General features: G+C 62.4%; 14 protein-coding genes and 1 pseudogene. 13 read left to right on the forward strand and 2 right to left on the reverse strand.

What is annotated here, in order from left to right; translation table 11 throughout:
* The 13 genes and pseudogenes from phnD to phnP all read left to right on the forward strand — a co-directional run.
* Positions 1-723: phosphate/phosphite/phosphonate ABC transporter substrate-binding protein (gene phnD, locus WFM46_RS00995; protein WP_336996911.1), on the forward strand; the 723-nt coding region annotated here is incomplete at its 5' end.
* A 50-nt stretch (positions 724-773) separates the two neighbouring features.
* Positions 774-1,553 carry a phosphonate ABC transporter, permease protein PhnE gene (gene phnE / locus WFM46_RS01000; protein WP_159340249.1) on the forward strand — a complete coding sequence of 260 codons (780 nt, stop codon included), beginning with the start codon at positions 774-776 and terminating at the stop codon, positions 1,551-1,553.
* Between the two features lie 20 nt (positions 1,554-1,573).
* The gene (phnF, locus tag WFM46_RS01005; protein ID WP_336996912.1) at positions 1,574-2,299 is read left to right on the forward strand and encodes a phosphonate metabolism transcriptional regulator PhnF; all 726 of its coding nucleotides are present in this window, start codon (positions 1,574-1,576) and stop codon (positions 2,297-2,299) included.
* A complete protein-coding gene (phnG, locus tag WFM46_RS01010) occupies positions 2,300-2,752 on the forward strand; it encodes a phosphonate C-P lyase system protein PhnG (protein ID WP_103177906.1) in 453 nt (150 codons plus the stop codon).
* The gene (gene phnH, locus WFM46_RS01015) at positions 2,749-3,333 is read left to right on the forward strand and encodes a phosphonate C-P lyase system protein PhnH (RefSeq protein WP_103177905.1); all 585 of its coding nucleotides are present in this window, start codon (positions 2,749-2,751) and stop codon (positions 3,331-3,333) included. Before phnG ends, phnH begins: the two co-directional genes overlap by 4 nt.
* Positions 3,333-4,397, forward strand: coding sequence for a carbon-phosphorus lyase complex subunit PhnI (locus tag WFM46_RS01020; protein WP_336996913.1), 1,065 nt, complete (start codon positions 3,333-3,335; stop codon positions 4,395-4,397). The genes phnH and WFM46_RS01020 overlap by 1 nt, the downstream gene beginning before the upstream one ends.
* Positions 4,390-5,235, forward strand: a complete 846-nt coding sequence (gene phnJ / locus WFM46_RS01025; RefSeq protein WP_103177903.1) for an alpha-D-ribose 1-methylphosphonate 5-phosphate C-P-lyase PhnJ — start codon at positions 4,390-4,392, stop codon at positions 5,233-5,235. Before WFM46_RS01020 ends, phnJ begins: the two co-directional genes overlap by 8 nt.
* Complete coding sequence (phnK, locus tag WFM46_RS01030) at positions 5,232-5,987, forward strand: phosphonate C-P lyase system protein PhnK (protein ID WP_156653748.1); 756 nt, start codon at positions 5,232-5,234, stop codon at positions 5,985-5,987. The genes phnJ and phnK overlap by 4 nt, the downstream gene beginning before the upstream one ends.
* A gap of 155 nt (positions 5,988-6,142) precedes the next feature.
* Complete coding sequence (phnL, locus tag WFM46_RS01035) at positions 6,143-6,823, forward strand: phosphonate C-P lyase system protein PhnL (RefSeq protein ID WP_159340251.1); 681 nt, start codon at positions 6,143-6,145, stop codon at positions 6,821-6,823.
* On the forward strand, positions 6,820-7,956 hold the full coding sequence (gene phnM / locus WFM46_RS01040) for an alpha-D-ribose 1-methylphosphonate 5-triphosphate diphosphatase (RefSeq protein WP_336996914.1): 1,137 nt from the start codon (positions 6,820-6,822) through the stop codon (positions 7,954-7,956). Before phnL ends, phnM begins: the two co-directional genes overlap by 4 nt.
* On the forward strand, positions 7,953-8,510 hold the full coding sequence (gene phnN / locus WFM46_RS01045; RefSeq protein ID WP_103177899.1) for a ribose 1,5-bisphosphokinase: 558 nt from the start codon (positions 7,953-7,955) through the stop codon (positions 8,508-8,510). The genes phnM and phnN overlap by 4 nt, the downstream gene beginning before the upstream one ends.
* A pseudogene (phnO, locus tag WFM46_RS01050) lies at positions 8,497-8,931 on the forward strand (aminoalkylphosphonate N-acetyltransferase). The gene phnN and the pseudogene phnO overlap by 14 nt, the downstream one beginning before the upstream one ends.
* 9 nt (positions 8,932-8,940) lie before the next feature.
* Positions 8,941-9,699, forward strand: coding sequence for a phosphonate metabolism protein PhnP (gene phnP, locus WFM46_RS01055; RefSeq protein ID WP_336996915.1), 759 nt, complete (start codon positions 8,941-8,943; stop codon positions 9,697-9,699).
* Between the two features lie 87 nt (positions 9,700-9,786).
* On the opposite strand, the gene yjdP is transcribed toward phnP, so the two are convergent.
* Together yjdP and WFM46_RS01065 are read right to left on the reverse strand one after the other, a co-directional pair.
* Positions 9,787-10,110 carry a DDRRRQL repeat protein YjdP gene (gene yjdP, locus WFM46_RS01060; RefSeq protein ID WP_103177896.1) on the reverse strand — a complete coding sequence of 108 codons (324 nt, stop codon included), beginning with the start codon at positions 10,108-10,110 and terminating at the stop codon, positions 9,787-9,789.
* 69 nt (positions 10,111-10,179) lie between these two features.
* Positions 10,180-12,462: an ATP-binding protein gene (locus tag WFM46_RS01065; RefSeq protein WP_336996916.1), complete on the reverse strand. Its 2,283-nt coding sequence runs from the start codon at positions 12,460-12,462 to the stop codon at positions 10,180-10,182.
* Between the last annotated feature and the right edge of the window lie 49 nt (positions 12,463-12,511).

Below are 12,511 nucleotides of genomic sequence, written 5' to 3' on the forward strand. Positions count from 1 at the left end.
GTGGATCGTGCCAATGGTCAGGTCTTTGCGCAAACCGTGGCCGCCGACGGCTCCCCGGGTTACTGGAGCGTGCTGATCGTCAACAAAGAGAGCCCGATCAACAACCTCAACGACATGCTCTCCCGGCGTAAAGAGCTCACCTTTGGCAACGGCGATCCCAACTCCACATCAGGCTTCCTGGTGCCGGGCTATTACGTCTTTGCCAAAAACAATGTCTCCACCAGCGAATTCAAACGCACGGTCAACGCCGGGCATGAAACCAACGCCCTGGCCGTCGCCAACAAACAGGTGGATGTTGCCACCAACAACACCGAAAACCTCGACAAGCTGAAGACCTCCGCGCCAGACAAGCTGAAACAACTGAAGGTGATCTGGAAATCCCCGCTGATCCCGGGCGACCCGATTGTGTGGCGTAAGAACCTCTCCGAAAGCACCAAGGAGAAGGTGTACGACTTCTTTATGAACTACGGCAAAACCGCGGAAGAGAAAACCGTGCTGGAACGCCTGGGCTGGGCGCCGTTCCGCGCCTCCAGCGACCTGCAGCTGGTGCCGATTCGCCAGCTGGCGCTGTTCAAACAGATCCAGGGCGTGAAGGACAACAAGACGCTGAAAGAGGAAGAGAAGAACAGCAAGCTGTCTGAAATTCAGGCGCAGCTGGACGATCTCGACCGCCTGACCGCCGCGCTGGGCGCGATGACCAGCGTGACCAAAGCGGTGCAGTGATTAAGTCCCCTCTCCCTTAAGGGAGAGGGAGAACAGATTAAGGAGCACACATGCAAACCATCACCCTCCCACCGCCAAAACGCAGCTGGTTCTCGCTAATAAGCTGGGCCATCCTGCTGGCGGTGCTGGTTATCTCCTGGAAGGGCGCGGAAATGGCCCCGCTGACGCTGATCCAGGACTCGGGCAACATGGCGACCTTCGCCGCCGACTTCTTCCCGCCGGACTTCAGCCAGTGGCAGGACTACCTCAGCGAAATGGCCGTCACGCTGCAAATTGCCGTCTGGGGCACCGCCCTGGCCGTGGTGCTCTCCATTCCCTTCGGCCTGATGAGTGCCGACAACATTGTGCCGTGGTGGGTTTACCAGCCGGTGCGCCGCCTGATGGACGCCTGCCGCGCCATCAACGAAATGGTCTTTGCGATGTTGTTCGTGGTCGCCGTCGGTCTCGGTCCCTTCGCCGGGGTGCTGGCGCTTTTTATTCACACCACCGGCGTACTCTCCAAGCTGCTTTCGGAAGCGGTAGAAGCCATTGAGCCCGGCCCGGTCGAAGGCATTCGCGCCACCGGTGCCAACAAAATTGAAGAGATCCTTTACGGCGTGCTGCCCCAGGTGATGCCGCTGCTCATCTCCTACTCCCTCTACCGCTTTGAGTCCAACGTCCGCTCCGCCACCGTTGTTGGCATGGTGGGCGCAGGCGGAATTGGCGTCACCCTGTGGGAAGCGATCCGCGGTTTCCAGTTCCAGCAAACCTGCGCCCTGATGGTGCTCATCATCATCACCGTCAGCCTGCTGGACTTCCTCTCTCAACGTTTGCGTAAGCACTTCATCTGAGAAGCGAGGCTTTGATTTGTATGCACTTATCCAGACATCCGACCAGTTACCCCACCCGCTGGCAAGAGATTGCGGCGAAGCTCGAAGTAGAGCTGCGCACGCACTACCGCTGCGGGGACTATCTACCTGCGGAACAGCAGCTTGCCGATCGCTATGAAGTCAACCGTCACACCCTGCGCCGGGCCATTGACCAGCTGGTGGAGCGTGGCTGGGTGCAGCGCCGCCAGGGCGTCGGTGTGCTGGTGCTGATGCGCCCGTTCGACTACCCGCTCAACGCCCAGGCGCGCTTCAGCCAGAACCTGCTGGATCAGGGCAGCCACCCCACCAGCGAAAAGCTGCTCTCGGTGCTGCGTCCGGCCTCCAGCCACGTGGCGGATGCGCTGGGGATCCAGGAGGGGGACAACGTCATCCACCTGCGTACCCTGCGCCGGGTCAATGGCGTGGCGGTGTGCCAGATCGATCACTACTTCGCGGACCTGGCCCTCTGGCCGGTGCTGCGACATTTCACCAGCGGCTCGCTGCATGACTTTCTGCAGGATGCTACGGGGGTTGCGCTCAAACGCACCCAGACGCGCATCAGCGCCCGCCGCGCCCAGGCCAAAGAGAGCAAGGTGCTGGAGATCCCCAACATGGCGCCCCTGCTCTGCGTGCGCACCCTTAACCACCGTGACGGCGAGGTGAACGCGACGGAGTACTCCGTCAGCCTGACCCGCGCCGACATGATTGAATTCACCATGGAGCACTGAATGCATTTCGATACCTCCACCCGTCAGCACTGGATGGCGGTGCTCGCCCACAGCCAGCCTGCGGCGCTTGCCGCGCGGATGTCGGCGCTGAGCCTGTCGCCCGCTTATGAACTGATCCGCGCGCCTGAAACCGGACTGGTGCAGATCCAGGCGCGGATGGGCGGTACCGGGGCCCGCTACTTCGCTGGCGATGCCACCCTGACCCGCGCCGTGGTGCGGCTTGCCAGCGGCACCCTCGGCTACAGCTACCTGCTCGGGCGTAACAAACCCCACGCCGAGCAGTGCGCCGTTGTGGACGCCCTGCTGCAGGAAGCGCCCCATTTTCAGGCCCTGATGGAAACCGTTATTGCCCCGCTGGAAGCCGACCGCGCCGCACGCCTTGCCGCCCGTCAGGCCGAAGTGAACACCAGCCGGGTCGACTTCTTTACGCTCGTTCGCGGAGACAACGCATGACACTTCACCCCGCTTTTACCCTTGCCGTGCAGGATGCCCAGCACAGTTTTCGTCGTCTGCTGAAAGCGATGAGCGAGCCGGGCGTCATCGTCTCGCTGCATCAGCTTAAGCATGGCTGGCAGCCGCTGAACCTCGCCACCACCAGCGTGCTGCTGACCCTGGCCGATAACGACACCCCGGTCTGGCTGTCGGGCTCCGTCAGCAACGATATCGTCAGCAGCAACCTGCGTTTTCATACCAGCGCCCCGCTGGTGGAGCAGCCGCAGCAGGCGGTGTTCGCCGTCGCCGACGAGCAGATCGGCCACGAGCAGCTCAACGCCCTGAGCGAGGGCACCGCCGTGGCACCGGAGACCAGCGCCACCCTGATTTTGCAGGTTTCCAGCCTGAGTGGCGGACGCATGCTGCGCCTGACCGGGGCCGGCATCGCCGAGGAGCGGATGGTCGCCCCGCAGCTGCCGGAATGCATCATTCACGAGCTGACCGAGCGCCCGCACCCGTTCCCGCTGGGGATCGACCTGCTGCTGACCTGCGGCGAGCGCCTGCTGGCGATCCCGCGAACCACCCACGTGGAGGTATGCTGATGTACGTTGCCGTCAAAGGGGGCGAGAAGGCGATCGCCGCCGCCCACGCGTTGCAGGAGCACAGACGCCGGGGCGATGAGCAGATCCCCGAGCTGAGCGTCGCCCAGATTGAACAGCAGTTGAACCTGGCCGTTGACCGGGTGATGACCGAAGGCGGCATCGCCGATCGCGAGCTGGCGGCCCTGGCGCTGAAACAGGCCAGCGGTGATAACGTCGAGGCCATCTTCCTGCTGCGCGCCTACCGCACTACGCTGGCGAAGCTGGCGGTGAGCGAGCCCATCAACACCGCAGAGATGCGCCTGGAGCGCCGTATTTCGGCGGTCTATAAAGACATTCCCGGCGGCCAGCTGCTTGGCCCGACCTACGATTACACCCATCGCCTGCTCGATTTTACCCTGCTGGCAAACGGCGAAGCCCCTCGCCTGACTCCCTCACACACCGAGCAGGACGCCGCGCCGCACGTCTTTAGCCTGCTGGCCAATCAGGGGCTGGCGAAAGCGGAAGAAGATTATGGCGATGAGCCGGACGACATCACCCGCACGCCGCCGGTTTACCCCTGTTCACGCTCATCGCGCCTGCAGCAGCTGATGCGCGGCGACGAGGGCTATCTGCTGGCGCTGGCCTACTCCACCCAGCGTGGCTACGGTCGTAACCACCCCTTCGCGGGGGAGATCCGCAGCGGCTATATCGACATCAATATTGTGCCGGAAGAGCTGGGATTTGCGGTGAACGTCGGTGAATTGCTGATGACCGAATGCGAAATGGTGAACGGCTTCGTCACCCCGGATAACGACGCGCCGCACTTCACCCGCGGCTACGGCCTGGTGTTCGGCATGGGCGAGCGCAAGGCGATGGCGATGGCGCTGGTTGACCGCGCCCTTCAGGCTCCCGACTACGACGAGAACATTACAGGCCCGGCGCAGGACGAGGAGTTTGTGCTGGCCCACGCGGATAACGTCGAGGCCGCAGGCTTTGTCTCGCACCTCAAGCTGCCGCACTACGTCGATTTCCAGGCTGAACTGGAGCTGCTTAAACGTCTGCAACAGGAGCGCGACAATGGCTAACCTCAGCGGCTACAACTTTGCTTATCTGGATGAGCAAACCAAACGCATGATCCGCCGCGCCATTTTAAAAGCGGTCGCCATCCCCGGCTATCAGGTGCCGTTCGGTGGCCGTGAAATGCCCATGCCCTACGGCTGGGGCACCGGCGGGATTCAGATCACCGCCAGCGTGATTGGCGAAGCGGACGTGCTGAAGGTGATTGACCAGGGGGCGGACGACACCACCAACGCCGTCTCGATCCGCCAGTTCTTTACGCGCGTGACGGGGGTGAACACCACCGAGCGCACCGAAGACGCCACGCTGATCCAGACCCGCCACCGCATCCCGGAGACCCCGCTCGTTGAAGATCAGATTTTGATTTTCCAGGTGCCGATCCCCGAACCGCTGCGCTTTATCGAGCCGCGCGAAACCGAAACCCGCACCATGCACGCCCTGGAAGAGTACGGCGTAATGCAGGTGAAGCTGTACGAGGATATCGCCCGCTTCGGCCACATCGCCACCACCTACGCCTACCCGGTGAAGGTGAACGGGCGCTACGTGATGGACCCGTCGCCGATCCCGAAGTTCGATAACCCGAAGATGGACATGATGCCCGCCCTGCAACTCTTTGGTGCCGGGCGCGAAAAACGCATCTACGCCGTGCCGCCCTACACGCGGGTTGAGAGCCTCGACTTCGACGATCACCCGTTTACGGTGCAGGAGTGGGATGAGCCGTGCGCCATCTGCGGGTCGAAGCACAGCTATCTCGACGAAGTGGTGCTGGATGACACCGGCAAACGGATGTTTGTCTGCTCCGATACCGATTTTTGCCGCCAACAGAGCGAGGCCAACAGCCAATGAAACCGCTGCTTTCGGTCACTAACCTGACCCACCTTTATGCGCCGGGCAAAGGCTTCAGCGACGTGTCGTTTGACCTGTGGCCGGGGGAAGTGCTGGGGATTGTCGGCGAGTCCGGCTCCGGCAAAACCACCCTGCTGAAATCCCTCTCGGCGCGCCTGACACCGCAGAACGGCGACATTCTCTATGACGGCCACTCGCTGTATGGCATGAGCGAGGCCGAGCGACGTCGCCTGCTGCGCACCGAGTGGGGCGTGGTGCATCAGCATCCGATGGATGGCCTGCGCCGCCAGGTCTCGGCGGGGGGCAACATCGGCGAACGGCTGATGGCCACCGGCGCGCGCCACTACGGCGACATCCGCGCGACGGCGAAACAGTGGCTGGAGGAGGTGGAGATCCCGGCGTCGCGCATCGACGACCTGCCCACCACCTTCTCCGGCGGGATGCAGCAGCGCCTGCAGATCGCCCGCAACCTGGTTACCCATCCGAAACTGGTCTTTATGGATGAACCTACCGGTGGGCTGGACGTGTCGGTGCAGGCCCGCCTGCTGGATCTGCTCCGCGGTCTGGTGGTGGAGCTGAACCTGGCGGTGGTGATTGTCACCCACGACCTGGGCGTTGCCCGCCTGCTGGCGGACCGTCTGCTGGTGATGAAGAGCGGCGAAGTGGTGGAAAGTGGGCTGACCGACCGGGTACTCGACGATCCCCACCATCCCTACACCCAGTTGCTGGTGTCATCGGTATTGCAGAATTGAGGTTGCTGTTGCCGGGTGGCGGCTTCGCCTGACCCGGCCTACGGACCGCGCTCTTTGTAGGCCGGGTAAGCGAAGCGCCACCCGGCAATGAATCCAGCACCTTGTAGGCCGGGTAAGCGAAGCGCCACCCGGCAAGAAAATGCCACGAGGCCAAAATGATCCACGTACAAAACGTAAGTAAGACCTTTGTACTCCACCAGCAAAACGGCGTGCGCCTGCCGGTGCTGCAAAACGCCTCCCTTGAGGTAAAAAATGGCGAATGCGTGGTGCTGCACGGCCACTCCGGCAGCGGCAAATCGACCCTGCTGCGCTCGCTGTATGCCAACTACCTGCCGGACGAAGGCCATATCCATGTGCGCCACGGCGACGAATGGGTCGATCTGGTGCAGGCCCCGGCGCGTAAGGTGCGGGACGTCAGGCGCACCACCATTGGCTGGGTCAGCCAGTTTTTACGGGTGATCCCGCGCGTTCCGGCGCTGGAGGTGGTGATGCAGCCGCTGCTGGATCTGGGCGTACCGCGCGACATCTGCGCCGCCAAAGCCGCCAGCCTGCTGACGCGCCTTAACGTGCCGGAGCGCCTGTGGCATCTCGCCCCCTCCACCTTCTCCGGCGGCGAGCAGCAGCGGGTGAATATAGCCCGCGGCTTTATCGTCGATTACCCGATTTTACTGCTCGATGAACCGACCGCCTCGCTGGATGCCAAAAACAGCGCGGCGGTTATTGAACTGATCGAAGAGGCCAAAGCGCGCGGCGCAGCGATCGTCGGGATCTTCCACGACGACGCGGTGCGGGATCGCGTGGCGGATCGTCTGCACCCGATGGGGATCACCGCATGATCGTCAATAACGTAAAACTGGTGCTGGAAAACGAGGTCGTTGACGGCTCCATCGACATTCAGGACGGCATCATTCGCGCCTTTGCCGAAACCCAAAGCCGCCTGCCGGAAGCGATGGACGGTGAAGGCGGCTGGCTGCTGCCAGGGCTGATTGAGCTGCACACCGACAACATGGATAAGTTCTTCACCCCGCGGCCCAAAGTGGACTGGCCCGCCCATTCGGCAATGAGCAGCCACGACGGGATGATGGTCGCCAGCGGCATCACCACGGTGCTGGATGCGGTGGCGATTGGCGACGTGCGCGACGGCGGCGATCGTCTGGAGAATCTGGAGAAGATGATCAACGCCGTGGAAGAGACGCAGAAGCGCGGCCTCAACCGCGCCGAGCACCGCCTGCACCTGCGCTGCGAGCTACCCCATCACACCACCCTGCCGCTGTTCGAGAAGCTGGTGGACCGTGAGCCGGTCACTCTGGTGTCGCTGATGGATCACTCTCCGGGCCAGCGCCAGTTCGCTAATATCGAAAAGTATCGTGAATATTATCAGGGTAAATATGCCCTCAACGACGCGCAGATGGCGCGCTACGAAGAGGAGCAGCTGGCGCTTGCCGCCCGCTGGTCGCAGCCCAACCGCCAGGCCATCGCTGCGCTGTGCCGGGCGCGCAATATCGCCCTCGCCAGCCATGACGACGCAACCGCGGATCATGTGCTTGAATCCCGGCAGCTTGGCAGCGTGATCGCCGAATTTCCTACCACGTTCGAAGCCGCAGAGGCCTCCCGCCAGCACGGAATGAACGTGCTGATGGGCGCCCCGAATATCGTGCGCGGCGGCTCGCACTCAGGCAACGTAGCGGCAAGCCAGCTCGCTTCCCTCGGCCTGCTAGATATCCTCTCCTCCGATTACTACCCCGCCAGCCTGCTGGATGCGGCGTTCCGGGTGGCGGACGACGAGGAGAATCGTTTTACCCTGCCGCAGGCGATCCGCCTAATGACCCGCAACCCGGCGCAGGCGCTCAACCTGCACGATCGCGGGGTGATTGGCGAAGGCAAGCGGGCGGATCTGGTGCTGGCGCACCGCAAAGGCGAGCACATTCATATCGACCACGTCTGGCGTCAGGGAAAACGGGTGTTCTGATGGGAAGACTAATCTGGTTAATGGGGCCTTCCGGCTCCGGAAAAGATAGCCTGCTGGCGGCGTTGCGCGAGCAGCCTCATCCACAACTGCTGGTGGCGCACCGCTATATCACGCGCGCCGCTACTGCCGGGAGCGAAAACCACATCGCCCTCAGCGAGCCGGAGTTTTTTACCCGCGCTGGGCAGCATCTGTTTGCCCTGAGCTGGCACGCTAATGGCTATTATTATGGGGTGGGTCTGGAGATCGATCTCTGGCTGCACGCCGGGTTCGACGTGGTGGTAAACGGCTCGCGCGCCCATCTGCCCCAGGCGCAGGCGCGTTACGCCGGGGCATTGCTGCCGATCTGCCTGCAGGTGTCGCCGGAGATCCTGCGTAGCCGACTGCAGGCGCGTGGGCGGGAGAGCGCTAAAGAGATCGACCAGCGGCTGGCGCGCGCCGCCCGTTATACGCCGTCCGACTGCCCGATCCTTAACAATGACGGCAGTTTGCATCAGTCTGTCGACAACTTCCTTTCACTCATTAGCCAGAAGGAGAAAAACCATGCCCGAGTGTGAGTTGCGCCCCGCCACCGCGGAGGACGTTGACGCGGTCTATGGCCTGATCTGTGAGTTAAAACAGGCGGAGCTTGACCGTTCGGCGTTCCATGCGGGGTTCGCGGCCAATCTGCAGGATCACAATATGCGTTACCAGCTGGCGGAACAGGATGGACATATCATCGGGATGATCGGCCTGCACATGCAGTTTCACCTGCATCACACCAACTGGATCGGCGAGATCCAGGAGCTGGTGGTGATGCCGCAGGCGCGCGGTCTGAAGGTCGGCAGCCGGCTGCTGGCCTGGGCGGAAGAATAGGCCCGCCACGCCGGGGCGGAGATGACCGAGCTCTCCACCAGCGTAAAGCGTCTCGATGCGCACCGCTTTTATCTTCGTGAAGGGTATACCCAGAGCCACTTCCGCTTCACTAAACCTCTGTAAGGAGGCGCCATGAGTCTGACCATTACGTTAACGGGAACCGGTGGCGCCCAGCTGGTGCCCGCTTTTGGCTGCGACTGTCCGGCCTGCCGCCGGGCGCGTTTGCAGGAAGATTATCGCCGTCGCCCCTGTAGCGCGGTGGTCAAATTCAATGATGCGGTGACGCTGCTGGATGCCGGGATCCCGCACCTGATGGACGACTGGCCTGCGGGCAGTTTTCAGCAGATTTTACTCACCCATTACCATATGGATCATGTCCAGGGGCTGTTTCCGCTGCGCTGGGGCGTGGGGGCGACCATTCCGGTCTACGGCCCGCCAGATGAAGCCGGGTGCGACGATCTCTTTAAACATCCCGGCCTTCTCGACTTTAGCCATACTCTCGAGCCGTTTGTGGTCTTTGAACTCCAGGGCTTGCGGGTGACGCCGCTGCCGCTCAACCATTCAAAGCTGACTTTTGGCTATCTGCTGGAGAGCGCCCACAGCCGCGTGGCCTGGCTCTCCGATACCGCCGGACTGCCGGAGAAAACGGTGAAGTTTCTGCTCAACAACCAGCCGCAGGCGATCGTGATTGACTGTAGCCATGCGCCGCAGGACGAGCCCCCGCGCAACCACTGCGATTTAAATACGGTTATTGCGCTCAATCAGGTAATTGGCTGCCCGCAGGTGATCCTGACCCATATCAGCCATGAGTTTGACGTGTGGATGATGGACAACCCGCTCCCTGTGGGGTTTGAGGCGGGGTATGACGGGATGGTACTGGCGCTGGACTGAGGTATCGCAATGCCGGGTGGCGGCTTCGCCTTACCCGGCCTACAAAACCGTAGGCCCGTGCAAGCGACACGCCGCCGGGCATTGGCATTACCGCCGGTCGTAATCCTCTTCCAGCCTGCGCTCGTCATCTTCTAAACGACGCCGGTCTTCATCCAGCTGGCGCTGACGTTCATCCAGGCGACGACGGCGATCGTCCAGCTGGCGCTGGCGCTCTTCATACTGTCGGTTATCGCTGCTACGACGCCGATCGTAACGGTCATCGTCATCGTTACTGCGGTCACTGTTGGGGTTGTAGGCGTCGTTAATCGCCTGCTGAATATTGCCGATGGTGTCGTCAACAATATCAGCGTGAGCCAGATGGCTGGTTAAAGAGAGCAGACCCAATAACAGGGCGGTAGAGTAGTGTTTCATAAAGCCAGTCTCGCAGGTGAGCTGGCTTTACGGTAATAAACAGCGGGTGGAGCGAGTAGCGGAGGAATCTCAAATTCGGGCCACTTTTCCCAGCGCCTGCGCCAGCTGCGCACGGGTAAAAGGCTTGCGCAGCAGCTCCACGTCCGGCAGCTGTGGGTTATGTGCCGGGCGCAGATCCTGGCCGCTCATCAATAGCACGGGGAGATGCGGGAACTGCTGGCGAACCTGCTGGATCACCTCCGCGCCGCTCAGGGTACCGGGAAGCATTAAGTCGCTGATAAACATCTCGATATCCGACGATGCGTTCAGCATCTGCAGCGCCTGCTCGCCGGTTTCCGCCTCCAGCGTCAGGTAGCCCAGCTGGTGCAGCTGTTCGCACAGGGTCTGGCGAACATCGCTCTGGTCGTCCAGCACCAGTACCAGCCGGTCGCTTTGTACCGCTGCGGCGGCCGCCAGCGTCTCTGGCTGGGGAAGTGCTGGCTGGGTGGCGCGGGGCAGATGCAGCCGCACGGTGGTGCCTTGCCCGGGCGCGCTTTCGATCTCCACCCGCCCGCCGGACTGGCGCACAAAGCCATACACCATCGACAGCCCCAGCCCGCTGCCGCTGCCGGTCTGCTTGGTGGTAAAGAAGGGTTCGAAGACCCGGGATTTAATGGCCTGCGACATCCCGCAGCCGTGGTCGATCACCTCCAGCGCCACCATATCCTGCCTGCGTCCGTCGCTGCGGGTGACGCGCTGGTTCCAGGTGCGGATTTTTATCACTCCACTTTGCCCTTCCATCGCATCCCGGGCGTTCATCACCAGGTTAATAATGGCGTTTTCCAGCTGGCTGATGTCAATCCACGCCGGCCAGGCCGGGGTCTGCGCTTCGATCTCCAGTGAAAGGGTGGCGGGCAGGGAGTGGCGCATCAGCTCGGCCAGGTTTTCCAGCAGGGGTTTCATCTCCACCGCGTGCGGGTTCAGGGACTGTTTGCGGGAGAAGGCCAGCAGGCGCTGGGTCAACAGCGCCCCGCGCTCGGCGGCCTTCAGCGCGCGGCTGATGCGCGGCGCATCCGGTGAATGGGGGTCGGCCAGCTCCAGGCTGCCGATGATCACCGCCAGCAGGTTATTGAAATCATGCGCCAGCCCGCCCGTCAGCTGACCCACCGCCTTCATCTTCTGGCTGTGGAGCAGCGCCTCCTCCAGCCCCTGACGTTCAATGCGATCCACCTCCATCTGGGAGGTTTTCTCTTTCAGCAGCCGGGTGGTGTGCTCCAGCGAGGCAGTATTGCGGGCAAAGACGTTGAATGCCCGCGCCAGCTCGCCCAGCTCATCCCGCCGTTGCAGCGCAGGCACCGAGACATCCTGTTCCCCGTGGGCCAGCCGCGACATCGCCCGGGAGATGGCGGTCAGGTTGGTGCCCAGGTTGCGGTAGATGTACCAGCAGGCAAAGGCGGTAATGATCAGCGCCAGCACGGCGGAAAGGGTAATAAAGACGCTGATGGAGCGCAGCTCCTGATGGCTCTGGGCGGTACGCAGCTGGGATGCCTGCGCCACCTGCTCCACATACTGATTGATATCGCTGTTGAGGATCGCCACCAGCGCTTTGATATGAAACATATACCAGCTGATCGACAGATCGCTCTCTTCCAGCTGCCGGGAGAGCGGGCCGAGCTTGTTCAGCTCGGCGTTAAAATCGGGCAGCACAAAGCCCACCACCGGCTGAGTGGCCCCAGGGGGCAGCATCGCCGTCACCGTATCAAGCTGCTGGATGGTCGCCCGCGGCGAAGGGGTTTCGATGGCGGCGACGATCAGCCGGTCCATCTCGCTGAGGAGGCGGGCATCGGGCACGTTACTGGCGAAGCGGCGGTTGATCTCCTGGAGATGGCGGAGATAGCTCTGGCTCTGGTAGAGCGCGCTGAGCAGGGCATTACGCTCCAGGTGGCGTCGCTGTCCGCGTTCCAGCATCCCGGTCACGCTTTGTTGCAGCTCGTTGCTGCGCCGGATGATCCGCGCCACCAGCGCCGGCTCCTGCTGCGCCAGGGGCGCATCGGCAAGCTGCGCCAGTGAATGGCCCAGCGCCGTCTGGGTCTGTTTCAGCCGGTTGGCTTCGTCTTTATATTCCAGCGCCCCCACCACCTGCGACAAACGTACCGCCGCCGTCGCCACGTTGGCGGTTTCCCGCGACAAATTCATGCTGCCGGTCATGTCGTCCAGCGTCTGGCGCTGCACCTGCTCCTGGATATGGCTGGCGTGGCGAAAGCCCAGCACCGCCACGCCGCTGACCATTAACGTCACCGCCACCACCAGCAGATTGAAGATCAGCAGGCGGCCACGGGCGCTGGCGAAAAAGGGAGGACGGCGTGAAGGCATGTTGGCTCCGTGGCGTAACTGTGATCCACATTAACTATTCATAACTATG

This window comes from Leclercia sp. M50 (genome assembly GCF_037150775.1).
In the GTDB taxonomy this organism is placed as follows: Bacteria; Pseudomonadota; Gammaproteobacteria; order Enterobacterales; family Enterobacteriaceae; genus Enterobacter.

Coding starts and splice junctions, on each gene's coding strand:
- WFM46_RS01065 (WP_336996916.1), bottom strand. CDS start 12,462: ATGCCTTCACGCCGTCCTCCCTTTTTCGCCAGCGCCCGTGGCCGCCTG.
- phnE (WP_159340249.1), top strand. CDS start 774: ATGCAAACCATCACCCTCCCACCGCCAAAACGCAGCTGGTTCTCGCTA.
- phnP (WP_336996915.1), top strand. CDS start 8,941: ATGAGTCTGACCATTACGTTAACGGGAACCGGTGGCGCCCAGCTGGTG.
- phnM (WP_336996914.1), top strand. CDS start 6,820: ATGATCGTCAATAACGTAAAACTGGTGCTGGAAAACGAGGTCGTTGAC.
- yjdP (WP_103177896.1), bottom strand. CDS start 10,110: ATGAAACACTACTCTACCGCCCTGTTATTGGGTCTGCTCTCTTTAACC.
- phnG (WP_103177906.1), top strand. CDS start 2,300: ATGCATTTCGATACCTCCACCCGTCAGCACTGGATGGCGGTGCTCGCC.
- phnJ (WP_103177903.1), top strand. CDS start 4,390: ATGGCTAACCTCAGCGGCTACAACTTTGCTTATCTGGATGAGCAAACC.
- phnK (WP_156653748.1), top strand. CDS start 5,232: ATGAAACCGCTGCTTTCGGTCACTAACCTGACCCACCTTTATGCGCCG.
- WFM46_RS01020 (WP_336996913.1), top strand. CDS start 3,333: ATGTACGTTGCCGTCAAAGGGGGCGAGAAGGCGATCGCCGCCGCCCAC.
- phnF (WP_336996912.1), top strand. CDS start 1,574: ATGCACTTATCCAGACATCCGACCAGTTACCCCACCCGCTGGCAAGAG.
- phnH (WP_103177905.1), top strand. CDS start 2,749: ATGACACTTCACCCCGCTTTTACCCTTGCCGTGCAGGATGCCCAGCAC.
- phnL (WP_159340251.1), top strand. CDS start 6,143: ATGATCCACGTACAAAACGTAAGTAAGACCTTTGTACTCCACCAGCAA.